This window comes from Brucella sp. BE17 (assembly GCF_039545455.1).
In the GTDB taxonomy this organism is placed as follows: domain Bacteria; phylum Pseudomonadota; class Alphaproteobacteria; order Rhizobiales; family Rhizobiaceae; genus Brucella.
Map to the genome: position 1 here is coordinate 1,141,407 of NZ_CP154467.1, position 23,669 is coordinate 1,165,075.

The window sequence follows — 23,669 nt, forward strand, 5'->3', positions numbered from 1 at the left end:
ACATGATGTCCTTCACGCAACAGGCAGGTCTCCTGGCTCACGGGTCGTAAGGAGTAAAACACCTTCCCGGAAATTATGGTTTCCAGTGGCTGCCGGTTGCCCGGCCTGTTTCATCCCTCTCCGCTCTACAGTCGCGGGGTCGGCTGCGATAAAGACGCCCGGCTTGGGTCCGTCCGTCGCATTCCCTTTTCGCATTGCCGGGACTCTCATCCCGGCAAAACCTGTCGCATGATCAAACATTAGGCTTCTGCCAGAGCGGCGTCAATTGGCCTGACGATAGAGCATCACACCAACCACCAGCGTCCCCGCGTTTCGCCAAACTCTATCAGTTGGCGCGTGCGGGGCGCGCCCACTGCACATTGTCAGCCCTGACCAAGCACGCCTGGGCAAAGACCTGAGCGCGAGCCAGAAAGTGACTATGGAAGCGAAAATAAGGCATCGATATCAAGACAGGCTTCCAGTTCTTGAGCCAGCTCATCAAGCGCCGTTTCAACACTGGCGCGGTAGTTCTCGCCTGAGCCGCGCAGGCCCAGCCTTGCCAGAAACTTTTGCCGGAATTGATCAGAACCGAACACGCCGTGCAGATAAGTTCCCATAATCCGGCCATCCGCAGCAACTGCGCCATCGTCATGATTGCCAATGCGAGAAAAGGGGCGCGCTGCATCAGGGCCGGTGCTACGACCAATGTGGATTTCATACCCCTCGATCGGTGCATTAAGGAAAAGCGAGGTCGCCGTGACGTTGCGCACGATCTTTTCCGGCTCCATGACTGTTTCCACGTCAAGCAGCCCCAATCCATTGACCTCGCATGTTTGTCCCTCGATGCCATCTGGATCGCTGATCCGATTGCCCAGCATCTGAAACCCGCCGCAAATACCCAGCACATGGCCGCCCCGCCGTACATGCATTTCCAGATCACGGTCCCAGCCGTTCTCTCGAAAGGCACAAAGATCGGCAATCGTGGATTTTGTTCCCGGCAGGATAACAAGACCTGCATCCTGCGGCAAAGCCTGCCCCGGCGGCACCATGACCACCTCGACCTGTGGTTCGGCTTTCAGCGGATCCAGATCGTCGAAATTGGCGATCCTCGGCAGCATGGGCACGGCCACCTTGAAACTTTTCCCTTCACCGCGCACAGCTCGTTCCAGCACAACCGAATCTTCCGCCGGAAGCCGTGATACGGCCTTCAGCCAAGGCACCACCCCGAAAGAGCGCCAACCGGTAAAATCCGTGATTGCTGCAAGCCCGTCATCAAACAGCGAAATGTCGCCGCGAAACTTATTGATGAGAAAGCCGCGCACCATGGCACGGTCTTCCTGCGTAAGGATTGTATGCGTACCGACCAGCGAGGCAATGACCCCGCCTCTGTCGATATCGCCGATAAGGACAACCGGCACATTCGCGCGCGTTGCAAATCCCATATTGGCAATGTCGCCTGCACGCAGATTGATCTCGGCAGGAGAACCAGCCCCTTCCACCAGCACCAGATCGGCGTGCTGACTGACATGTGCGAAGGATTGCAAGACCGCTTGCATCAATTGCGGCTTTAATTGCTGGTAATAGCGTCCACGTGCCTCGCCATACACTTTTCCATGCACGACAATCTGACTGCCCATGTCGGTTTGGGGTTTAAGCAGAACCGGGTTCATATGCACCGACGAGGGCACACCACATGCCAAGGCTTGCAGCCATTGCGCACGACCAATCTCTCCGCCGTCATCACTGACAGCAGCATTGTTCGACATGTTCTGCGGCTTGAAAGGGCGCACCTTCAATCCGCGATTGCGCGCCGCACGGCAAAGCCCCGCGACAAGAACACTCTTGCCGACATCCGAACCCGTCCCCTGAAACATGATCGCGCGTGCCATGCGTTGTGCCTAGCGGAAGTCTTGGCCGCTTGCAATGACAGCACCTTGCGAAATCTTATATGTAAAAACGCACAACAGATTGTTGCAGAATTGAGCAACATTATTTCACTGCCGCGTTGGCAGTTGGGCGCGGCTGTGATCTATTTGTATATGGAGGCGCGATGTTCATAGGGAGGAAACCATGGATGAGGCCCACCACAACCAATTTGAGTTAAACGAGGATCAGCGGGCCATTCAGGACATGGCACGGGAATTTGCCGAAGATCGCATTGCGCCGCACGCGCTTCAATGGGATCGCGATAAGTATTTTCCGCTCGATGCCATCCGCGAAACCGGCCCGCTTGGCATGGGCGGCATTTACGTGCGCGACGATGTCGGTGGCTGTGCACTGACGCGTTTTGATGCCGTCTTGATTTTTGAAGCGCTCGCTTACGCGTGCCCGGCTTTTTCGGCCTTCATCTCCATTCATAATATGACAGCATCGATGATCGATCATTTTGGCACCGAAAACCAGCGCCAGACATTTCTGCCCAGGCTGAGCTCTATGGAATGGCTTGCAAGCTATTGTCTGACAGAGCCCGGTTCAGGTTCTGATGCAGCCGCGCTCAGAACCCACGCAGAGAGGGACGGCGATCATTACATCATCAACGGCATCAAACAGTTTATTTCGGGTGCGGGTGCAACCGATGTGTATGTCACAATGGTTCGTACCGGCGAGGACGGCCCCAAAGGCATTTCGACCCTTCTTGTGCCAAAGGACGCACCAGGCCTGTCGTTTGGTGTCAACGAGCACAAGATGGGCTGGAATATGCAGCCAACGCGCAGCGTCACGTTCGAGAATTGCCGCGTGAGCGTCGAAAACCTTCTTGGTGATGAAGGCGATGGCTTTAAAATCGCCATGGCAGGTCTTGACGGTGGTCGCCTCAATATTGCCGCCTGTTCTCTGGGCGGCGCACAATCATCCCTTGATAAGGCGCTCCAATATTGCAGCGAGCGCAAGGCGTTCGGACAGACACTTGACCAGTTTCAGGCCTTACAATTCCGTCTCGCTGACATGGAGACCGAACTCTGCGCAGCACGACTGCTTCTTTATACGGCAGCAAATAAGTTGACCCGCAAGGCGCATGACGCGGGAAAATGGTCGGCCATGGCCAAACGTTTCGTTACTGATACCGGATTTCATGTCGCAAACGAGGCGCTCCAGCTATTGGGCGGTTACGGCTATTTGCACGACTACGGCGTGGAAAAGCTGGTTCGCGATCTGCGGGTGCACCAGATTCTGGAAGGCACCAATGAGATCATGCGGGTGATCATCGCAAGGCACATGATCGGACGCTGAAAGCAAAAGGAAGGACTGTGTCATGGCGACACTTGCATTCATTGGCCTCGGCAATATGGGTGGTCCGATGGCCGCCAATCTGGTGAAGAGTGGTCATATTGTGCGCGGCTTCGATCTCTTACCGCAACATCTGGAGGAAGCCAGAGCCAACGGGCTGGAAATCGCCGATAGTGCTGCGGATGCAGTCGCCGATGTCGAAGCAATTATCACCATGCTGCCTGCGGGCAAGCATGTTCTGTCGGTTTACGAAGACACTGTACCCAAAGCCCGAAAAGATACGCTTTTTATCGATTGCTCCACCATAGACGTCGCATCGGCTCGTGAGGCGCATGAACTGGCTAAAAGCCAAGGGCATCTATCCATTGATGCGCCCGTATCGGGTGGAACAGGCGGGGCTGTGGCGGGCACACTGACTTTCATGGCGGGCGGCAGCGAAAAAGCCTTCGCGCGCGCCGAACCGCTTCTCAGGCCCATGGCCGGAAAGATCGTGCATTGCGGTGCTGACGGTGCGGGACAAGCGGCAAAAATCTGCAACAATATGATCTTGGGTATATCGATGATCGGCGTGAGCGAGGCTTTCGTGCTGGCCGAAAAGCTTGGCTTGTCGCATCAGGCGCTGTTCGACGTGGCGTCCACCTCATCAGGCCAATGCTGGTCGCTGACGACATATTGCCCCGTGCCTGGGCCTGTTCCATCGTCTCCCGCTAATCGTGACTACAAACCAGGCTTTGCAGCAGCGCTGATGTTGAAAGACCTCCGGCTTTCGCAGGAGGCAGCCAGAAGTACGGAGACACGAACACCCCTCGGCGCCCATGCGGAAGAAATATATTCGCTGTTCCAAGCACAAGGCCATGGCGAAGAAGACTTCTCTGGCATCAGAGACCATCTGAGGGCAAAATCAAAAAACAAATAATTGCAGTAATCGTCAAAAAATCCCGCTTGTTTAGATTTGCTTAATCCTTCGCTAACTCTACGGTAACGATGTTGGGCTAGAAAGAAGCACGAGACGGCTTTACACCTTCTCGTTGCTCCGGATCTGGTACTGCGTACCGGAGCTTATGTATCTCCTGCCCGCGTATCTTTCGGCAGGAACACCATGCGTAATCTGGTAAAACCGTGCACCGAAAGGCCGCGCGGTTTTAACCGTCACCATAAGTTTACAGGAATCCCAGTTTATTTGCGTGAATTGCTGCAAGTTCAATTGAAAGTTCAGTGCGCTTATGAAAAGTAGTGCCACATGTATTTTTATTTCTTCCATTGCCCGGGACAATCACGCTTGACTGCTATCGAACCCAGCCGCGACGCCGCTGACAAGCAATATTTCGGTCTGCCTTGGGCAGTCCTTTTCGTTCTCGCCTATTTTATCTTTCAGACGCTTCTGGTCACTTTCGTGTCCAATGGCGCGGGGCTTGATGATGCGGAACAATTGGCAAATATTGGTTATCTCGACTGGGGCTATGGCGGCTCGCAACCTCCGCTCTATACATGGATAAGCAATTTTGCGGCATCCGTGCTCGGCACCTCCATGCTGACGCTTCAGATCGTCAAGTTCGGCATGCTGGCAAGCCTTTTCCTGAGCGTCTATGGCGGCATGCGGCTGCTGGGATTTTCAAGAGCCGTTGCCTCTGCGGGTATGCTGGGTCTGTTCCTCATTCCACAGATCGGCTGGGAATCCCAGCGCGCACTCACCCATTCGGTCGCAGGAACGGCCGGTTGCGGATGGACCTTTCTGGCTTTCGCCTGGCATATGCGCAAACGCGGAACCGTTTCCGCCGCAGCCCTTGGCGTGGCAATGGCCGCAGCGCTGCTCGGCAAGCTGAACGCATCCTTCTTCCTGATCATGATCGTGGTGACTGGTCTATCGGTTGCACAATACCGGGCGGTACTGCTCTCAAAACTGTCGGGCGTAACCGTCATTGCCTTCGCGCTTTGCACAACACCAACAGCGTTGTGGATGCTCGATCACAGTTCAAGCGTCATCGCCCGCTCTGGCAAGCTTCAGATGGGAGCGACCGGAAACCTGCTTTTCGACCGCCTCAATGGCGTCGGAGGGTTTATTCAGGCCGCCTTCCTTTTCTCGATCCTGGTCCTTGTTGTGACCGCGGTCATTGCGCTCATCCATTTGCGCAAGAGCACCGTTCCAGTCACGGCCTTTACGACCGGCGAAACCTTCATGCGCCGACTGATGATCATCGGTCTGGCAATGGTCTGTCTCGGAGTGATCATAAGCGGTGCCAATGACGTCAAAGATCGCTGGCTGCAACCGGTATTGTTTCTTGCCCCTGCCGCCCTTGCCTGTGGGTTGGCGCGTTATAGGACAGGTGAACGTGCCTTGATCGATTTTGCGGTCGTCGGCGCAGTGACCGCGCTTCTCGTACCACCGGTTCTTAGCTATTATCTCGTCTATGGATCCAGTGCGCCGCCTTATGGTCAGCTCGATTATCGCCAGCTTTATACGGAAATCGAAGCGCAGGGTTCCTTCCGGACAATCCTGACCGACAAGCCGCAAATTCCCGGCAATTTCCGCCTGTTCGATCCATCGATTCGTGTCGTTCATTCAGAAACGCCCGACGCTGCAGACCATGTCACACTGCCGGTGCTGGTCATGTGGTTTGGCGAGCAGACGCCGAATGAAGAGATCGCCGCGCTTCTAGAGCGTACGCATATAGGCGTACCGGCAAATGGCATTAAAACAGCAGACATAGCCTATCGGACATGGCCAGACAGGCACATAGCGGTTAGCTATTTCTTTGTGAATTAAAGCATAATCCGACTGGAGTGGAATGAGGGCGATATATTTTTCTCGAAATAAAAGGGCAGGATATACCGATCGGTTTCAATCGGGTCGGCACTTCAAGCGAATGCAATATTTAAAAAAAGGCCCGGATATGATCCGAGCCTTTTGAAAGAAAAGATTTACTGAACGCTCTCTTCAACGGCATTGGCCGTTCCCTTGACGTCTCGCCCGACGCCACGGACGGTATTGGCACAAGAAGCCAGAGTGAATGCACAAAGAATGATAGCAACCGGGACAATTCGGGACAATTTCATGGCAGTCTCTCCGATAGGATGTGGAAGGCACCCGCCTATGCGGGCAACGCATTACATAGACCACGCCAGCAGTATCTTCACTTATCCGAGGTTTCCCCAGACTGGCGGTGAAGCCGGTTCACCCGACTGTCACATTGTAAATCTAGCGCATGGTTTTACGCTGGCAAGTAAATGCATTGACAATACATGAATTTCTTTTGAAAAAAGTCGCACTACCAATCAACAGGCCCGAATAGTTTCAAAACGGCCACTGCGGCGGTAGGTTTCAAAAACCTGACGCAGATTTTTGGCGACGGCCTGAATATGCGCGCCTCCATCGGGTTTTATGATCATACCAAGCTGATAGTTCTTCAGCGGCGGCAGACCATGTTCCGGCCCGAGCGCGACAATGCCATCGCCCAGCAGCGTCTTACCAAAGGGCGCGATGGCCAAATCCGCCATGATCGCCGCACGCTGGCCGGTAGAATGAGAACTCATATAGGCGATGCGATAGGGGCGACCGGCATTGTCGAGTGCCTGCAACGCATTACCGCGCCAGGCGCAGCCCTCTTCCCAGATGGAAAGTGGCAACGGATCGAGCCGATAGGCATTTCCGCATTTCGCGCCAGCCCAGACGAGTTCCTCATCGAGCAATATCTCTATATCCGACTTCCCCGGCATGGCGTAGGAGAGATTGACCAGTGTCAGATCAAGCCTCCCTTCAGCAAAGCGCTTGCGCAGGTTGACGCTCTGGTCGATCACGACGTCAACCGTGACGCCTGGATGCGTTTCAGCGAAACGCTTGAGAACGAGGGGCAGGACGCATTCGCCAATATCATCCGGCGAACCGAGCCTCACCACGCCAGTCACGGTGGGTGCCACGAATTTGGAGACCGCCTCGCGGTTGAGCGCCAGCAGACGGCGCGCAAACCCCAGAAGAACTTCTCCATCGCTCGTCAGTGTAACGGACCGCGCATCACGTTCGAACACGCTGACGCCAATCTGCTCTTCGAGTTTCTTAATCTGCATGGAAACAGCTGAAGGCGTGCGGAACACGGCATTGGCAGCAGACGAAAAACTGCCGGTATCCGCGATCGCCACGAAAGTGCGCAGCACATCAATATCGAGCAGAGGGAGAGGGTGTTGAACGGGCGCGGTCATGATTGCTCCGAGGCTTAGTTCAATATTTCTGATCTTTAACCTTTTTATATTTCGTTTGATTGAACGTCAAGTGTGCCGCACCCTTCCCTTACGTTCAACCTTGGTTCGAAAAACCGGACATCACCTTGATAAAAGCCTAATGGGAGACTGACATGGCATTTCAGCGCATAGATACAATATCAGCGGGAAACGTATCCGTTGCACGCCCTATCATCGCTCGCTTCCGCGCGCTTTATGGAACAACAATAAGGCTTTATCGCGCCTATGTTAGCCAACAGAGCTTGTATCGCAGCCGACGCATTCTCAATTCCCTGCCTGAGAACATTCAGCAGGATATTGGCTGGCCAAACATCAATGATCGGTTCGCGAAAAGACAAAGATAACTCAAACGCTGAAACCTAGAGCATCGGCGCAAAAATCGGCATCGATTTTTGGAAAGCTAATGCGTAGATTAAATAGTTAAGACTGGGCCTTTGTACATCTGTATGGACACACAACTCTCTAATTCCTGAGCTTGCGAATTCGCTAGTCCGAAATCGACATTACTTTGCGGATCGGTGTGATAAAAATCGGACCTTCTAGCAATTTCACGCCACACAATTACACTTTGGCGGCAGGCATTTAGCCGCACTGTGCAACCCCAACTTTCTGTGTCTCAATAAAGCGCACTATCCTGTTTGCGTCCCATTTTCTGGATTGCCCTCCCCTAGTGCAATTACGGACAAAACAGACAGGATAGAAGGCCAGAAAATGGCCGCTAAAACCGGGAAAACCGGAATAGTATTGACGGACACGCGAGCATCATCACGTCGGGAACCGCGATGATGTTTCAGAAATATGGGAACGATCAGGCAATGCAACAGGCTTCATTGGTAAAAAGATCAATCGTATTTTTTCTCGTTCCGAATTTTTCGCTGATTGCCTTTGCAACGGCGATAGAACCACTGCGCATAGCCAATCGCATGCTTGGCTATGAGGCCTATCGCTGGCGGCTAACCTCGGTTGATGGCAATCCCGTGACAGCCTCCAACGGTGTATCCTGTGCAGTCGATGCCTCACTTGAAGACGAGCGGCGTTTCCTGCAACGTGAACAGCGCCCTTCGATGGTCTTCGTCTGCTCCGGCATGCATGTCGAGGCATTTCGCAACAAATCGGTCTTTGCCTGGTTGCGCGAGGAATATAACCGCGGCGTGGCCGTGGGAGGTTTATGCACCGGCTCCCATATTCTGGCGGCTGCCGGTCTTCTTTCCGGCAAGCGCTGCGCCATTCACTGGGAAAACCTGCCGGGCTTTGCCGAAGCTTTCCCCAAGGCGGACGTTTATGCCGATCTTTTCGAGATCGACGGCAATATCTACACCTGCGCTGGCGGAACCGCCTCGCTCGACATGATGCTCAAACTGATCGGTGATGATTTCGACGCAGATCTGGTCAACAAGATCTGTGAACAGGCGTTGACTGACCGCGTGCGCAATCCGCAGGACCGGCAGCGCCTGCCGCTGCGCGCGCGCCTCGGCAGCCAGAATTCCAAGGTTTTGACGATCATCGAAATGATGGAAGCCAACCTATCCGAGCCGCAGGCGCTGATAAATGTCGCCCATACGATCGGCCTGTCGCGCCGTCAGGTAGAGCGGCTGTTCCGGCAGGAAATGGGACGCTCGCCGGCGCGCTATTATCTGGAAGTGCGGCTTGACCGGGCGCGGCACCTTCTGTTGCAATCCTCCATGCCGGTGGTAGAGGTGGCTGTTGCCTGCGGTTTTGTATCCGCTTCGCATTTTTCCAAATGCTACCGCGAGCTTTACGGGCGCTCACCGCAACAGGAACGCGCAGAGCGCAAAATGCTGATCGCGGCCTGAACCGACCACATAAAACAAAACATTTTCAATGATGTATGAGGCGTTGCGGAATCGGTTTCACAACGCCTCTTTATTATTCCATCTCGATTGCAAGTCGTCGCCCAACGCCGCGAATATGTCGTATAAAGGCCAATCCATCACCCCGGCTGCGACTATGGTTTTACCAACGAATATCGGGGTTATATCAAATGGCAGAGTTTCCCAAAAAAGCGAAAGTAATCATCGTCGGGCTCGGCGGCATCGTCGGGGCTTCCATCGCCCATCACCTGATTGAGCGCGGCTGGGACGATATCGTCGGCATCGACAAATCGGGCATTCCGACCGATATCGGCTCGACGGCACACGCCTCCGATTTCTGCTATGCGACGAGCCACGATTTCCTGACCTGCTGGACCACGCTCTATTCCATCGATTTTTTTGAGAAGATGGGCCACTATGCTCGTGTTGGCGGCATTGAAGTGGCGCGTGTCGGCGACGATGCGCGTATGGATGAAATCCGGCGCAAGGTCACATCCGGAAGGGCATTCGGCACTCGTGCACACCTGATCGAACCATCTGAGATCAAGCAAAAGTTCCCGCTTATTGAAGAGAGCATGGTTCAGGGCGGGCTGTGGGATCCCGATGCAGGACTTGTCATTCCCCGCTCGCAGACGGTCGCCGGAAAGCTGGTCGATCAGGCGGAAGCTGCAGGCAAGCTCACAAGCTTTGCCAACACACCCGCGCAATCACTGATTGTCAAAAATGGACGCATCAAAGGCGTTGTGACCCATCGTGGCACGATTGAAGCCGATCACGTTATCGTCTGCGCCGGCCTATGGGGACGTCTTATTGCCGAAATGGTTGGCGAAGATCTTCCCGTCATGCCAATCGATCATCCGCTCACCTTCTTCGGCCCTTATGACGAATTTGCCGGAACGGGTAAGGAAATCGGCTGGCCGCTGATGCGCGATCAGGGCAATTCGGCCTATATGCGCGATACCGGCGACCCGAAGACTGCTGAAGGTGGCCAGATCGAATGGGGCTATTACGAGGAAACCAATCCGCGCCTATGCCATCCACGTGATCTTTTGGAAAAGCACGAGGCACGCCTTTCGCCTTCTCAGCGCGATCTCGACATGGAAGAGGTGCTTGAGCCACTGGAGCGCGCCATTGAACTGACGCCGATCCTCGGAGAACTCGGCTATAATGAAAGCCATTCCTTCAATGGCCTCCTGCAAGTCACGACCGATGGCGGTCCTTCGATGGGCGAAAGTCAGAAGGTGCGCGGTCTGTGGTACGCGGTGGCGATATGGGTCAAAGACGGCCCCGGCATGGGCAAGCTCATTGCCGACTGGATGACTGACGGTCGCACATCCATCGATCACAATGCAGTCGATTATTCGCGATTTTATCCGTATCAGCTTGATGAGCAATATATCTGGGATCGCTGCACAGAATCGGCGTTGAAGGTTTATAATCCGGCTGTGCATCCGCGCGAGCCCTTCTCCAAGGGGCGCAATATCCGCCGCTCGCCGTTTTATGAGCGCGAAAAGGAACTGGGCGGCTATTTCATGGAACTGGGTGGCTGGGAGCGCGCGCATGGCTATGCCGCCAATGAGCACCTGCTTGAAAAATATGGCGATCGCGTGCCGGTGCGCGAACACGAATGGGACAACCGCCATTTCTGGCGCGTCTCCAATGCAGAGCATCTGGAACTGACGGAAAATTGCGGCATCATCAATCTCTCGCACTTTGCACTTTACGACATCCAAGGCCCTGATCATGTCGCACTGATGGAGTGGCTCTGTGCTGCAAAAATCGGCGGTGACGCCAATATCGGCAAGGGCATCTATACGCATTTTCTTGACGACGAAGGCATGGTGCGCGCCGATTTCACCATTATCCGTTTGGAAAACCACATCCGCATGATCAATGGAGCCGATGCGGGACCGCGTGATTTTCATTACATGCGCCGCGTGGCCGAAGATAAGGGTTTTGATGTCACCATCACAGATGTCACAGAACAATATGTCACTGTTGGCATATGGGGACCCAATGCCCGGGAGAACCTTCAGAAAATCGTCGAAAATCCCGCTGATCTAAGCCTCGAAAATTTTCCCTTTGCCGCCATCAGGCCGCTCAGGATCGCAGGCAAGGACGTGACAGCTTTCCGCATTTCCTATGTCGGTGAGCAGGGCTGGGAATTGCATATGCGCTATGAAGACGGGCTTGCCGTATGGGATGCATTGCGCTCGACAGGGGTTATCGCGGTAGGTGTTGAAACCTATGCCAATACGCGCCGCATGGAAAAAAGCCTGCGGCTGCAAAATGCCGATCTGCGCACCGAATATAACCTGCTCGAAGCCGATCTGGCGCGGCCAAAAGTCAAGGAAGCCGATTTTTGCGGCAAGGCAAAACACCTTGAATACAAAGCGCGCGCCCATCAGCCCGCCATGCTCTGCACGCTGATCATGACCGATAATCTCGATCAAAACGGAACCGCCCGATATCCGGTCGGAATCATGCCGGTCATCGATCCCGAAACCGGCGAAACACTGGTCGATGAACTCGGTCGGCGTTCCTACACCTCATCCGTCGCCTACGGTCCAACGGTCGGAAAAAATATTGCGCTGGCTTATCTGCCATGGAGTTATTGTCAGGAAGGGCGAGAGCTTAGCGTCGAATATTTCGGCGAAACCTATCCGGTTGAAGTCGTGGCCATCGGATACAAGCCGCTCTATGACCCCGAAAATCTCAAACCGCGCAGTTGATACCGCATGTCTCCCAAAAGTGGGAACCGGTTTTGGGAGACATGCGTAAAATGAAAGTTTAAAGCCGGGCAATTGCCCGGCCATTTACAGATGCTTATTTAATCGAGGCCTTACCACCGCTGATCGTAATTGTCTCCTCGCCGGTCAATGCCTGTCGGTCGCCATTGGGAAAGGTGACGAAACAACCCGAAGAGCAGAAATCCACGGTTTCATTGGGTGCTACGATCATCTCACGCTTGGAGGCGCCTTCCGTGACCACGATCGTCTGCGCGACACTGTCCTGATTGGTCACGTCTGCAGCATAGGCACCAGCCACCGGGAGGCCAAAAATAGCGACCGCAGCTAGTACAATCTGGCTCTTATAAGTGACCCGCGCTTTATTCATAGCCTTTCGACGTTTCCGTCGCTCCCGATGACACCATATTTTCTTACTGTTCTTATAGAGAAACAATACTGAACGACAACTGAATGACGTGTTCATCAAGTTGTGGGCTTACCCTTATCATCGCTTGCCACTTTCGGTTTTTCACGAAGCGGCGGCTTCTTGTCCTTCTGCACGATTTCAGACAGTTTTTCGATTTCAGGCACGCTCAACACCAGATCGGTTGAAGATGAAGCAAAATGCAGCCCTTCGCCATGGAAACGCTCGACAATCTGAAAACGCAACTCGTTTTTGATGCCCCCAGTCGAGGTAATATCCGCCACATGGGCATAGATATCAAAGACCAGGCTTGAGTCGTCCATGCTTTGGAAAGCCACGAACGGTTCAGGATTCTTGAGAATGGACGGATGTCCGCGCACGATTGCGTAGAGCAGGTCGTGCACGCGGCGCGGCTCGTTTGTATGGGCGGCGCGAATATTGATGTCGATGCGACCCAGCTTGTTGCGATGCGTCCAGTTGCCAACATTGCCATTTATCAAGGTGGAATTAGGCACAATGATCGACTGTTTCGCAAAGGTTTCCACTTCCGTGGCGCGCACGCTAATCTTCTTGACAATACCGCTGACAGGACCCGCTTCCACCCAGTCACCGGCCTTGAATGGGCGTTCCGCCAGAAGAATAAGTCCCGAGACAAAGTTCTGGACAATATTCTGCAAACCAAAACCAATACCGAGCGACAAACCACCGGCAATCAGCGCCAGATTGGCGAGATTGAAGCCCGCCGCCGAAATACCAACCAGCGCCGCAAGGCAAAGACCAACATAACCGATTACCGTTCGGATTGAATTGCGCACACCCGAATCAACCCGCCCGCGCGCCATGACAGAGTTGTCGATCCAGTTCTGGAACCAGCGCGTCAGGAGATAACCGAGCACGAATAACAGAACGCCGGTCAAAAGCCCCATCAGCGAGATTGAAATCTCACCAAGCTGGATGCCGGTCATCAGATTGTAGAACAGGCTTTTCAGCTCCGCCCACTGAAAGCCGAACTGCATCAGGACCAGCGGAATACCGACCAGCGCCACAACAACCGTAATCAAAATACCAGCTGCAAGACCAAGCTGATCGAGGGTCGCATCATCAAAATGAAACCGGTCCCGCATGACCTTGCCGAGCTTGCTTGACGCGAAAGCCTTTTCTTCGGTAATCGCGCGCCCCGTCAGGAAACCGAGATACATCGTGACGAGAAACGCACCGGTTACGACGATCTGTTGCGAAATAAACCGCGCCAGACCGATATAGCCAAAGCAGGCCGTCAGGATCGGCAGAAGGCCCAGAAGCACCAGAAATATCTTGAAGGCGCGCGGCCATGGACGCACTGTGCCATCCAGCTCGCGTTCGATAGGTTTTAGGAAAGCAATAGCCAGAATGAGAATTCCTACCATGACGGCGGCAAGCAGGCTCTTAGCCATCGTCATGGGCAGCGGCGAGGACAGAATCCGGTTGATCGTACTCGTAAAAGAATCAAGTCCGCTGGTCAGCGCAGTTGCCGTAATCAGCCATGCAAGAATGCGCCCTGGTCTGGGTGCAACGGGCAGAAGCCGCCACTGCGGCATGTCCGGGCTGATGCAGGCAAAACTGAGACGATGAATGAAAAAAACAATGCCGAGCACCATGAAGAGCGATACGAGTATCGCTCCAATGTCCGTTCTCAGAACATTGAAATAACTCAGGAAAAAATAAGTCGTGGCCAGGAAAGCACCGACAGCGGCCGATGGGATCACCGTGGACCAGAAGGCGACAAGAAGACGGCTAAGATAGGATGGCGCTTCATTTGTCGGGTCGCGATCATAGAGCGTGCCTAGAATACGCCGCGCCCCAATCTGTATCACCAGTGCCGCGACAGAGGCAAAGAATGCAGCGGCAAGAAACGACTTGAGTTTGAAGGTAACGACAAAACGCCACCAGGATCGAACGATGCGCCCCAGCGAAACGACCTGATCATTGGCAGCCGATACCACTTCTGATCCAAGGGCTGCGTTGAGATCGATACGCTGCGAGAGTGTTTTGGCGAAAAGATCACGCCTGATATCGCTGATCTCTGCCGACATGCGATTGACGGTCAGCGACGTCTCTTCCGTCTCGCCGATGATTGCGTTAATCTCTGCCTTTTCCGCCACAAGCCGCTTGCGCTCTTGGGCGACAATTGCAGGCTCAGTTGGCTGGTCGCCTCCGGGTGCTGGGCCAAGCTGTTCCAGACGCGTGTTGATCTCGTTAAGCCGGGGCCGAAAGGCAACACCTGTATCGAGCAGCTTTTTGGAAAGTGCGCCCAATTGCAGCTTAAGATTGGCAAGCGCTTCGTCACTGCCCTGCGGCTTACCAAGTTGATCACCAATTTTTCTGGTCTGCTTTTTCAGCTCTTCGACGACCGGGCCTTGCTGGCGCAGCACGCTTGAAGCGGACTCGTGCGACTGATCACTGTCAGTTGCGGCTTGCGGCTGGCTTTGAGGCGCTGCCTGCTGCGCAAGGCTTTGAGGCATGTCCTGCGAGGCGGCCACAAGCGGACCGCCAATCGAAAACACACCGATTAAAAACGAAAAGGCGAGAATGCGTAACGCGGATAAATAAGCCAATTCTGAACTGCCATAAACAGGAACACGGTTTCAACATAAAGCGCGGTAAAACGGAAGCAATATGGCTTGAGTGAGATTTCACGTCAGCCGAAAAGCTTTTCCATTGACTGAATTGACGTACGGTTACCAGTATTTCCTTGTTCGTAACCGCACAAATCGTTAATGAGGATTCGTGGAAAAGTGAGGCGCAACAGCATATCCGGCAATAAGTTTGAGGAAAGTCTGGACAGTTTTATGAAGGGCATTTACCGCACAGGACAATGGAAACAGCATGGGTTCATGCTGATGACCGCCTGTGTTCTGTCCTTTATGGCAGTTTTATTTGCTGTCGAATTTTCCTTCCCCGACGCTGATATGTCCCGCACTCACAGCAAGGTTCTTGGCAACAGACAAGCCGAAACTTCTCCCGGAACACCGGTTCGCCAGCAATCGACGCTCACACCGCAACCGATGCGGGCCATTCTCATTGAAGCGATTGTCGCCAAGGCCAAGGCCTCCCATCTGATCGGCGGTAATGTCGGCCTTGCAACGACTAGCGGCTCTTATATTTTGCTTATTGGCAAGCCTGCGCAAATGCAGTCACGTTTGCAACTCATCAAGACAGAGCAACGCTCTTTCCGCTCTGCCCGTGCTCCGCCCGTAAGCGCATAAGCTTTCCCCCGGAGAGTTCTTCTCCTCCCGTACATGTCACGAACATTACGCCATCCAATCCCACTTTAACCGTGGTTTTCAGTCTGATTTGGCTGGCGTGCAGAACTGGAACATCAATCCATGCGGACTTCTAAATGGGTCGCGGTGCTTTACAGCGTGATCGTCGTGATCGGCGTCATCATCGCCCTGCCCAACTTTTTCACCCAGCAACAACTCGATGCGATGCCATCATGGTTTCCAAAGCGTCAGGTGACGCTCGGCCTTGATCTGCGTGGCGGCTCCTACCTTGTGCTGGAAGTGGACTCAGCCGGTCTTAAAAAAGACCGCCTGCGCGCCCTTCTCGATGACGCACGCAGCAAGCTGCGCGCCGAGCGCATTCAGCCGCAGTCCATCCGTGCGGTTGGCGATTCCATCCTCGTGACAGTCCCAGATGACGACCAGCGTAACAAAGCGCAGACAGCGTTGCGCACGCTGATCTCGCAGGTCAACACCAGCGGCTTTGGTGCAGCAATCAACGATATCGACGTCACATCCAACGGCAATCAGGTGCGCATGACACTGACCGAAGCGGGGTTTAATTACCGCCTCGACGCAGCGCTGCAGCAGAGCCTTGAAATCATCCGCCAGCGCGTCGATCAGGTGGGGGTCGCAGAACCATCTATCCAGCGTGTTGGTTCAGATCGTATCGTGGTTCAGCTTCCCGGCCTTCAGGACCCAGCCCAGCTTCGTCAGCTTCTCGGCTCGACCGCGAAGATGAGCTTCCATATGGTGGCCGATGCCGACCCGAATGCACCGCCGCCACCCGGTGTCTCTATCATGGCGGATTCAAAAGAGCCGGGTGTGCGTTATCCGATTGAAGATCAGGTCGCACTTTCGGGCGAACGTCTGACCGATGCGCGCGCCGGTTTCGATCAGCGCAGCAATCAGCCGATCGTATCATTCCGTTTCGACAGCCTTGGAGCACGCCAGTTTGCCGACATCACCACCAAGAATGTCGGGCGTCCCTTCGCCATCGTTCTCGACGGCAAGGTACTGACCGCACCACGCATCAATGAACCGATCACAGGTGGCTCGGGACAGATTTCCGGTAACTTCTCCGTGGAAGATACTGTCGTTCTCTCGGCGCTGCTGCGCGCCGGTGCCCTTCCCGCACCTCTGACTGTAATCGAAGAACGTACGGTCGGCCCTGATCTGGGCGGCGACGCCATCAAGATGGGGCTCGTCACGGGCATCATCGGCTTTGTGCTTGTGGCCGTATTTATCCAGCTTCTTTACGGTGTCTGGGGAACAATCGCCAATGTGGCGCTTCTGCTCCACACCGTTCTGACATTTGCAGCATTAAGCCTCATCGGCGCCACGCTGACATTGCCGGGCATCGCAGGTATTATTCTGGGGATCGGCATCGCCGTTGACGCGAATATTCTGATCAATGAACGTATCCGCGAAGAAACACGAAAAGGCCTTGGCGCTATGGCAGCGCTTGACAAGGGCTTTCATGCTGCATTTGCCACCATCGTTGACGCAAACGTTACATCGCTGATCTCGACAATGCTGTTGTTCATGTTCGGCACAGGTCCCGTTCGTGGCTTCGCTGTTGCCATGATGCTCGGCATTGCGATTTCCATGTTCACGGATGTGACGCTGGTTCGCATGGCGATGGCCTGGTATGTGCGCAAACGCAAGCTCAAGTTCCTGCACATTGAACCATTCCTCAAATTCGCGCCAGACAAGACCAATATCAGCTTCATGAATGCGCGTTTTTTCGGTATTGGCGTGTCCATTGTGCTGTCGATCGCTTCCATCTTCCTGTTCTTCAAGCCGGGGCTGAATTACGGCATCGACTTCAAGGGCGGTATTCAAGCTGAAATCACCACCTCCCAACCTGCGGATCTCGCGCAATTGCGCCAGACGCTTGGGGATCTGCAACTTGGTGAAGTGGCACTCCAATCTGCCGGCGGTCCCAACAATGTGCTGATCCGCGTCCAGCGTCAGGACGGCGGCGAGGAAGCGCAAACGGTTGCCATCAACAAGGTGCGCGAAGCGATCACGCAGCTTGATCCGGGTGTTAAGATCGAACGCACAGAAGTCGTCGGTCCGAAAGTTTCGGGTGAGCTGGCGCGTTCCGGCTTCATAGCGGTCTTGCTTTCAGCGCTCGGCATGCTCATCTATCTTTGGTGGCGGTTTGAGTGGTTCTTCGCAATAGGCGCGATCATAACGCTCATTCTGGACACCACCAAAATGGTCGGCTTCTTTGCACTGTTGCAGCTCGACTTCAACCTGACAGCCATCGCCGCACTCTTGACGGCCATTGGTTATTCGGTGAACGACAAGGTCGTGGTTTATGATCGCATGCGTGAAAACATGCGTCTTTATAAATCCAAACCGCTGCGTGAAATCATCGATATGAGTATCAATCAGGTGCTCATACGCTGTATCTACACCTCGGTGACGACTTTCATGTGTATGCTTCCCATGGCGATCTGGGGCGGTAGCGCGGTTCATAATTTCGCCGTGCCGATGCTGTTCGGTATTTTCATTGCGACGACCTCGTCCATCTTTATCGCAGCACCAATTCTTCTGCTGCTCGGCAACTGGTGGCAGCATCGTCAGGAGGCTCATGCAGCGCTTCTCGAAGGCAATACAGCTGCACCGAAATGATCCCATCGCCGGGCAAGGATTTCTTCTTGCCCGGCCCCAATCGACAACAACGACAGACTGACAGACGGGACGCCAGCCCATGCCCCATGACACGCCTTTGATTGCGACAATTGTCATTGGGCTATGTCTTGCTTTCATTTTTGGCGCAATCGCCACCCGTCTGAAAATTTCGCCGCTGGTCGGCTATCTTCTTGCAGGCGTCATTGCTGGCCCGCACACACCCGGCTTCGTCGCCGATCAGGAACTCATTCTTCAGCTTGCCGAAATCGGCGTCATTCTTCTGATGTTCGGCGTCGGCCTGCATTTTTCCTTAAAAGACCTGCTCTCCGTCAAAGCTATCGCCGTACCCGGCGCACTGGCGCAGATTGCGACAGCCGCAGCCCTTGGCACAGGGCTTGGGCTTCTTCTGGGCTGGGACATTGAAGCAGGACTTGTCTTCGGCCTTGCTCTTTCCACGGCGAGTACCGTCGTGCTGCTGCGTGCCATGCAGGAGCGCCGCCTGATTGACACCGAGCGCGGGCGTATAGCCGTCGGCTGGCTGATCGTCGAAGATCTTGCCATGGTCATGGCGCTGGTTCTGCTTCCTGCCGTGGCAAGTGTTACCGGGCGCGCCGATGCGGTAGCTGCAAGCGATCCAATAGCGGCATGGCTCGGACTTGGCATCGGCGGCATCATATTGCTGACAATCGCCAAGGTGGCGCTGTTTGTCACGCTGATGCTGGTTGTGGGCCGAAAATTCATTCCATGGCTGCTGAATGTTGTGGTCCTGACCGGCTCGCGCGAATTGTTTCGTCTTGGTGTTCTGGCGATTGCGCTGGGGGTTGCCTTTGGCGCAGCGCATCTTTTTGGCGTTTCCTTTGCGCTTGGGGCGTTCTTTGCCGGGATGGTGATGAGCGAATCGGAACTCAGCCATCGCGCAGCCGAAGAGTCGCTTCCGCTGCGCGATGCTTTCGCGGTCCTGTTCTTCATATCGGTCGGCATGTTGTTTGACCCGATGAGCCTGTTGAAAGATCCGCTGCCTCTGCTGGCAACGCTTGCCATCATCCTGATCGGTAAATCGGCAGCCGCCTTCTTCATCGTGCGCGCCTTTCGCCGTCCGGTCAGCACGGCATTGACCATCTCGGCCAGTCTGGCGCAGATCGGCGAATTCTCGTTTATTCTGGCTGGCCTTGGTGTCAGCCTCAATCTGTTGCCGCCCGCCGGTCGCGATCTCATTCTGGCTGGCGCCATTTTGTCGATTTTCCTCAATCCGCTCATATTTATCGCCGCCGAGCACATCCGGCCATGGATCGAGAAATTCGGAAAAGCTGAAAGCAATGTCGACAGCAATACTATAACCGATATCGATGTATCCGAACCGGAGCCGCTGCCAACCACATTATTGAGCAGCCATACCATCATTCTGGGCTACAGCCCGATCGGCAAAAGGTTGGTTGAGGAGTTGCAGGCACTGCGCAAGCCCTTCCTTGTTATCGATGATTCAACGAAAGTCTGCACCACCTTGCGCGAAAAAGGCATTGAAGCCATTGCAGGCAATGCTTCAGATACCGAAATATTGAACGCAGCCAATCCGGCGCTGGCAAAAAACATGGTGATCACCATTTCCAACACTTTCGAGGCCGGACGTGCGACGGCACTGGCGCATGCTGCCAACCCGACCATTCATATCGTTGCACAGGCAGGCTCTCAGGCCGAGGCGCAATACCTCTCTGAACTTGGCGCGACATCTGTCATTCTCGGTGAAGAGGAAATTGCCAGCGCCATGGCAAAGGCAATCGGCGCAGAACAGCACGGCACGATAGAAGTCGAGCCGGAACCTCCGCTTCTGGGCGAAGCACAAAGTGAAGACAAAACAAATGACAAGGGGCACGATGACATGACAACACAGGGGGCAGCGGCGGGCTAATGAAAGCGAAAGACTATATCTGGCCAATTATCGGTATCTGCGCAGTTGGCGTTTCGGTCTGGCTTCTTTATCGTGAATTGCGCAGCATATCGCTCGATGACGTGCTGGACAGTCTTTATGCCATTCGTGCGCATCACTGGGTTCTGTCGAGTGCCGCCGCTCTCGTAGCTTACAGTTCGCTGGCCGGTTATGATCGCATTGCGCTCGTGCACCTTCGGCGCAAGATTTCCTGGCTGTTCATAGCGCTGTGCTCTTTCACTACTTATGCCCTGTCGCACAATATCGGTGCATCGGTCGTATCAGGTGCGGTGGTTCGCTATCGCGCCTATTCCTCGCAGGGCATGCCCGGCAGTGAAATCGCGGTGCTGATTGCCTTTTGCTCGTTTACATTCATTCTCGGCGTTATCATCACCTCCAGCGCGGTCCTGCTTCTGGAACCGACCATCCTGATGCGCTTCAATGAAGAGCTTACGCCAACAGTTGCGATCATCATCGCGCTGATCATGCTTTCGGCAGTGCTCCTTTACATTTTCGGTAGCTGGCTGCAGTTGCGACCGCTCCAGATCGGCAAGTTCCGCCTTGAATATCCGCGCCTTACCGTTGTTATCCAGCAGTTGATCGTCGCGCCTGTAGAACTGATCGGTGCTGCGGGCATCATTTATTTTGCGCTCCCGGAAGCGGGCAACCCCGGATTTATGATCGTGCTCGGCATTTTTCTGGTGTCTTTTTCGGCAGCGCTCATCTCGCATGCGCCGGGCGGACTTGGTGTGCTCGAACTGGTTTTCCTGACCGGCCTGCCGGATATGAATCAAGCCGACGTGCTGGCAGCGCTGATTGTTTTCCGCCTGCTGTACCTGCTTATTCCCTTCGCCATATCGCTGGTGGTGGTGCTGGTTTTCGAAAAATCGCAGTTCCTGCTGCGGTGGAATGAAAAACGAAAAGAGTGATGCAGCGCCCGCCGCAGGTTTAAATTTCCTGATGAAAACCTCATTATGAATTTTTATTCCTTAAGAATACCGATTTAACCGCCTATCTTGGAATAGATTTCACGGACCATCTTGAAAAGATGTCCTTGGAATTGAATTGCCCTCCCAAGGCTTAATTTCCGAGAGGAACCAACACATGCCTGCGACACTACTCATCCCCGGCTACAAGGGATCGGAAGCAGGCCACTGGCAGCGCCAATGGTTGCATGACGATCCGTCAGCATTACTGGTCGAACAGGACGACTGGGAATATCCGGTACTTTCCGACTGGATGCACGCACTCGAAGCCAAACTTGCCGAAAATCCCGGCGCGGTTCTGGTCGCTCACAGCCTCGGTTGTGTGCTGGTCGCGCATCTTGCAAGCCGCCCGGCTGCGTCCCACGTAGCGGGTGCGCTCCTCGTTGCCCCTGCGGATACCGAAACCATGGCAGCACGCGACAGCCGCTTTGCAAGCTTCGCACCGCTTCCCCGTCACGAGTTGGGCTTTCCGTCTATCGTCGTGGCCAGCCGCAATGACGACTATATGCGCTTTGCAAAAGCGGAAGCGCTCTCACATGTCTGGGGCTCCGGCTTTGTCGATCTGGGACACGCCGGTCACATCAATGTGGCAAGCGGTTTCAGCCGTTGGCCGGAAGGCGTGATCCTCGCCTCATCGCTAAAACGCGAGCCCCTGCCCCAAACGCTTTCTCAAGCAGCATAAATTTGGCCCAAGCAGCGTGATTGTAAACCGCTCGTGTGCAAACACGGGCGGTTTTATGCGTGCGACTTACGTTCCAGCAAAAACTTCAAAACCAGAGTCAAAAGTGCAATCAATGCCAGCGTCGAGGCAGCAGCAAAGGCACCAGCGACATTATAATCATTGAACAAAAGCTCGACCTGCAATGGCAATGTGTTGGTCTTGCCGCGAATGGCGCCTGCAACCACCGATGTGGCGCCGAACTCTCCCATTACGCGCGCATTGCAAAGAACAGCACCATAAAGCAGCGCCCATTTTATATTGGGTAGCGTGACATAAAAGAAGGTTTGCCAACCATTGGCCCCAAGCGTCAACGCAGCCTCTTCCTCATCACTGCCCTGTACTTCCATCAGCGGGATCAGTTCACGCGCCACAAAAGGCGAGGTCACAAACAGACTGACCAGAAAGATCGCCGGAACCGTAAACATGATCTTGATATCATAGCTTTCCAGAAGCGGACCCAGCAGACCTTGCGAGCCGTAAAGAAAGAGATAGGTCACACCCGCCACAATGGGTGAGACGGAAAAAGGAATTTCCACGAATGTGATCAGAAGCCTGCGGCCCGGAAAACGGAATTTTGTCACAAGCCACGCGACGCAGGCCCCGAACGCCATATTGATCGGCACGACCACAATCGCGGTCAGCACCGTAAGCCAGATCGCGTGCAGCGTGTCGGGTTTCAGGATTTCGCTAAAGAAAACGCCCACACCCTTGCTGAACGCATAGGAGAAGATAAAGGCCAGCGGCACACCGAGACAAAGCACGGACAAAACCGCCGCCAAACCGATCAGCAGGCTGCGGACGCCACCCGGCGCATTACGCGCATTGTGTTTTTTTTCACGCATGTCTTTCCCCAAAACCGGTTCCCACTTTTGGGAGACATGCTTTAGCGGTCGGCATATCGAAGCTGCCTTGCCTGAATGAGATTGGTCACAAAAAGCATCAGAAAAGCCGCTACCAGCATAACGAAGGCGAGCGCTGCCGCTGCCGGATAGTCATATTCGTCAAGTCGGATGAAGACGAGAAGTGATGTCACTTCCGTCTCGAACGGTAGATTGCCGGAAATGAAGACAATGGAGCCAAATTCGCCAAGGCTGCGGGCAAAGGACAGCGATGCACCGGCGAGAAAGGCGGGAAAGATAGTGGGCCAGATGATATGCGCGAAAATCTGCCATGAGCTTGCACCGAGACTGCGGGCGGCTTCTTCCACATCGGCGCTCATATCTTCCAGCACTGGCTGCACACTGCGGATAACAAAGGGAATGCTGGTGAAAAACATCGCAATAGCAATGCCCAGCGGCGCATAAGCGACCTTGATTCCCAGTGGCTCGATAAACTGCCCGATCCAGCCATTGGGCGCAAACAATGTCACCAGCGCCAGACCAGCAATCGCTGTAGGAAGCGCAAAGGGCAGATCGACAGCCGCATCAATCAGCCGCTTGCCAGGGAATTCATAGCGCGTCAACACCCATGCGAGCAACAGACCGAACAGTCCGTTAAGCAGGGTCGCGAAAGCCGCAGCACTCAACGTAATGCGATAGGTGGCGAGCGCCCGGTCGGAAGTGACGATCGACCAGAAATCACCAAAACCGAGGCTTGCCGTTTTCAAAATCATCGCAAGCAGCGGCAAAGCGACAATCACGCTCAGATACAGCAAAGTGCAACCGAGGGTCAGACCGAACCCCGGCAACACCGATTTATTTTTCAGGCTAAGAG

At 54.4% G+C, this 23,669-nt stretch carries 18 protein-coding genes and 1 riboswitch; of the genes, 11 read left to right on the forward strand and 7 right to left on the reverse strand.

Going from position 1 to position 23,669, the window contains the following annotated elements:
* Positions 1 to 4 precede the first annotated feature (4 nt).
* A riboswitch (cobalamin riboswitch) is annotated at positions 5 to 240 on the reverse strand.
* Positions 241 to 416: 176 nt separating this feature from the next.
* Entirely contained in the window at positions 417 to 1,868 is a 1,452-nt protein-coding gene (locus tag AAIB41_RS05600) for a cobyric acid synthase (RefSeq protein WP_343314641.1), read from the reverse strand.
* Between the two features lie 181 nt (positions 1,869 to 2,049).
* Between AAIB41_RS05600 and AAIB41_RS05605 the strand changes: the two genes are divergently transcribed.
* From AAIB41_RS05605 to AAIB41_RS05615, 3 genes are all read left to right on the forward strand, one after another.
* Positions 2,050 to 3,207 (forward strand): isobutyryl-CoA dehydrogenase, encoded by a 1,158-nt coding sequence (locus AAIB41_RS05605; protein ID WP_343314642.1) that lies wholly within the window; start codon positions 2,050 to 2,052, stop codon positions 3,205 to 3,207.
* Positions 3,208 to 3,229: 22 nt separating this feature from the next.
* Positions 3,230 to 4,120, forward strand: a complete 891-nt coding sequence (gene mmsB, locus AAIB41_RS05610) for a 3-hydroxyisobutyrate dehydrogenase (RefSeq protein ID WP_343314643.1) — start codon at positions 3,230 to 3,232, stop codon at positions 4,118 to 4,120.
* 363 nt (positions 4,121 to 4,483) lie between these two features.
* Positions 4,484 to 5,968 (forward strand): glycosyl transferase, encoded by a 1,485-nt coding sequence (locus AAIB41_RS05615; RefSeq protein ID WP_343314644.1) that lies wholly within the window; start codon positions 4,484 to 4,486, stop codon positions 5,966 to 5,968.
* A gap of 155 nt (positions 5,969 to 6,123) precedes the next feature.
* Here AAIB41_RS05615 and AAIB41_RS05620 read toward each other — a convergent pair whose 3' ends face one another.
* Both AAIB41_RS05620 and AAIB41_RS05625 read right to left on the reverse strand, forming a co-directional pair.
* The gene (locus AAIB41_RS05620; RefSeq protein ID WP_343314646.1) at positions 6,124 to 6,258 is read right to left on the reverse strand and encodes an entericidin EcnAB; all 135 of its coding nucleotides are present in this window, start codon (positions 6,256 to 6,258) and stop codon (positions 6,124 to 6,126) included.
* Between the two features lie 219 nt (positions 6,259 to 6,477).
* Positions 6,478 to 7,398, reverse strand: a complete 921-nt coding sequence (locus AAIB41_RS05625; protein WP_343314647.1) for a LysR family transcriptional regulator — start codon at positions 7,396 to 7,398, stop codon at positions 6,478 to 6,480.
* A 152-nt stretch (positions 7,399 to 7,550) separates the two neighbouring features.
* On the opposite strand from AAIB41_RS05625, the gene AAIB41_RS05630 reads away from it, so the two are divergent.
* The 3 genes from AAIB41_RS05630 (at position 7,551) to AAIB41_RS05640 (ending at position 12,001) form a co-directional block, all read left to right on the forward strand.
* Positions 7,551 to 7,781 (forward strand): hypothetical protein, encoded by a 231-nt coding sequence (locus AAIB41_RS05630; RefSeq protein WP_343314648.1) that lies wholly within the window; start codon positions 7,551 to 7,553, stop codon positions 7,779 to 7,781.
* 471 nt (positions 7,782 to 8,252) lie between these two features.
* Positions 8,253 to 9,251 (forward strand): GlxA family transcriptional regulator, encoded by a 999-nt coding sequence (locus tag AAIB41_RS05635; protein WP_343314672.1) that lies wholly within the window; start codon positions 8,253 to 8,255, stop codon positions 9,249 to 9,251.
* A gap of 188 nt (positions 9,252 to 9,439) precedes the next feature.
* Complete coding sequence (locus tag AAIB41_RS05640; RefSeq protein ID WP_343314649.1) at positions 9,440 to 12,001, forward strand: FAD-dependent oxidoreductase; 2,562 nt, start codon at positions 9,440 to 9,442, stop codon at positions 11,999 to 12,001.
* A gap of 94 nt (positions 12,002 to 12,095) precedes the next feature.
* Here the strand turns inward: AAIB41_RS05640 and AAIB41_RS05645 are convergent, their stop codons facing one another.
* Both AAIB41_RS05645 and AAIB41_RS05650 read right to left on the reverse strand, forming a co-directional pair.
* Positions 12,096 to 12,386, reverse strand: coding sequence for a hypothetical protein (locus tag AAIB41_RS05645; RefSeq protein WP_343314650.1), 291 nt, complete (start codon positions 12,384 to 12,386; stop codon positions 12,096 to 12,098).
* 95 nt (positions 12,387 to 12,481) lie between these two features.
* Positions 12,482 to 15,016 carry a mechanosensitive ion channel family protein gene (locus AAIB41_RS05650; protein ID WP_343314651.1) on the reverse strand — a complete coding sequence of 845 codons (2,535 nt, stop codon included), beginning with the start codon at positions 15,014 to 15,016 and terminating at the stop codon, positions 12,482 to 12,484.
* A gap of 234 nt (positions 15,017 to 15,250) precedes the next feature.
* On the opposite strand from AAIB41_RS05650, the gene AAIB41_RS05655 reads away from it, so the two are divergent.
* The 5 genes from AAIB41_RS05655 (at position 15,251) to AAIB41_RS05675 (ending at position 21,917) form a co-directional block, all read left to right on the forward strand.
* Complete coding sequence (locus AAIB41_RS05655; RefSeq protein ID WP_343314652.1) at positions 15,251 to 15,667, forward strand: hypothetical protein; 417 nt, start codon at positions 15,251 to 15,253, stop codon at positions 15,665 to 15,667.
* 120 nt (positions 15,668 to 15,787) lie between these two features.
* On the forward strand, positions 15,788 to 18,325 hold the full coding sequence (secD, locus tag AAIB41_RS05660; RefSeq protein ID WP_343314653.1) for a protein translocase subunit SecD: 2,538 nt from the start codon (positions 15,788 to 15,790) through the stop codon (positions 18,323 to 18,325).
* A 79-nt stretch (positions 18,326 to 18,404) separates the two neighbouring features.
* On the forward strand, positions 18,405 to 20,231 hold the full coding sequence (gene ybaL, locus AAIB41_RS05665) for a YbaL family putative K(+) efflux transporter (RefSeq protein WP_343314654.1): 1,827 nt from the start codon (positions 18,405 to 18,407) through the stop codon (positions 20,229 to 20,231).
* A complete protein-coding gene (locus AAIB41_RS05670) occupies positions 20,231 to 21,178 on the forward strand; it encodes a lysylphosphatidylglycerol synthase domain-containing protein (RefSeq protein ID WP_343314655.1) in 948 nt (315 codons plus the stop codon). Before ybaL ends, AAIB41_RS05670 begins: the two co-directional genes overlap by 1 nt.
* A 175-nt stretch (positions 21,179 to 21,353) precedes the next feature.
* Positions 21,354 to 21,917: an alpha/beta hydrolase gene (locus tag AAIB41_RS05675; protein WP_343314656.1), complete on the forward strand. Its 564-nt coding sequence runs from the start codon at positions 21,354 to 21,356 to the stop codon at positions 21,915 to 21,917.
* A 53-nt stretch (positions 21,918 to 21,970) separates the two neighbouring features.
* On the opposite strand, the gene cysW is transcribed toward AAIB41_RS05675, so the two are convergent.
* Positions 21,971 to 22,798, reverse strand: a complete 828-nt coding sequence (gene cysW / locus AAIB41_RS05680) for a sulfate ABC transporter permease subunit CysW (RefSeq protein ID WP_343314657.1) — start codon at positions 22,796 to 22,798, stop codon at positions 21,971 to 21,973.
* A 41-nt stretch (positions 22,799 to 22,839) separates the two neighbouring features.
* Complete coding sequence (gene cysT, locus AAIB41_RS05685) at positions 22,840 to 23,661, reverse strand: sulfate ABC transporter permease subunit CysT (RefSeq protein ID WP_343314673.1); 822 nt, start codon at positions 23,659 to 23,661, stop codon at positions 22,840 to 22,842.
* Positions 23,662 to 23,669: the final 8 nt, after the last annotated feature.

What these genes read in the sequence shown, in the direction of transcription:
- AAIB41_RS05630 (WP_343314648.1), top strand. Translation starts at nt 7,551, where the DNA reads ATGGCATTTCAGCGCATAGATACAATATCAGCGGGAAACGTATCCGTT.
- AAIB41_RS05620 (WP_343314646.1), bottom strand. Translation starts at nt 6,258, where the DNA reads ATGAAATTGTCCCGAATTGTCCCGGTTGCTATCATTCTTTGTGCATTC.
- mmsB (WP_343314643.1), top strand. Translation starts at nt 3,230, where the DNA reads ATGGCGACACTTGCATTCATTGGCCTCGGCAATATGGGTGGTCCGATG.
- AAIB41_RS05670 (WP_343314655.1), top strand. Translation starts at nt 20,231, where the DNA reads ATGAAAGCGAAAGACTATATCTGGCCAATTATCGGTATCTGCGCAGTT.
- AAIB41_RS05600 (WP_343314641.1), bottom strand. Translation starts at nt 1,868, where the DNA reads ATGGCACGCGCGATCATGTTTCAGGGGACGGGTTCGGATGTCGGCAAG.
- AAIB41_RS05640 (WP_343314649.1), top strand. Translation starts at nt 9,440, where the DNA reads ATGGCAGAGTTTCCCAAAAAAGCGAAAGTAATCATCGTCGGGCTCGGC.
- AAIB41_RS05675 (WP_343314656.1), top strand. Translation starts at nt 21,354, where the DNA reads ATGCCTGCGACACTACTCATCCCCGGCTACAAGGGATCGGAAGCAGGC.
- AAIB41_RS05655 (WP_343314652.1), top strand. Translation starts at nt 15,251, where the DNA reads ATGAAGGGCATTTACCGCACAGGACAATGGAAACAGCATGGGTTCATG.
- AAIB41_RS05605 (WP_343314642.1), top strand. Translation starts at nt 2,050, where the DNA reads ATGGATGAGGCCCACCACAACCAATTTGAGTTAAACGAGGATCAGCGG.
- AAIB41_RS05635 (WP_343314672.1), top strand. Translation starts at nt 8,253, where the DNA reads ATGCAACAGGCTTCATTGGTAAAAAGATCAATCGTATTTTTTCTCGTT.
- AAIB41_RS05645 (WP_343314650.1), bottom strand. Translation starts at nt 12,386, where the DNA reads ATGAATAAAGCGCGGGTCACTTATAAGAGCCAGATTGTACTAGCTGCG.
- AAIB41_RS05625 (WP_343314647.1), bottom strand. Translation starts at nt 7,398, where the DNA reads ATGACCGCGCCCGTTCAACACCCTCTCCCTCTGCTCGATATTGATGTG.
- cysW (WP_343314657.1), bottom strand. Translation starts at nt 22,798, where the DNA reads ATGCGTGAAAAAAAACACAATGCGCGTAATGCGCCGGGTGGCGTCCGC.
- secD (WP_343314653.1), top strand. Translation starts at nt 15,788, where the DNA reads ATGCGGACTTCTAAATGGGTCGCGGTGCTTTACAGCGTGATCGTCGTG.
- ybaL (WP_343314654.1), top strand. Translation starts at nt 18,405, where the DNA reads ATGCCCCATGACACGCCTTTGATTGCGACAATTGTCATTGGGCTATGT.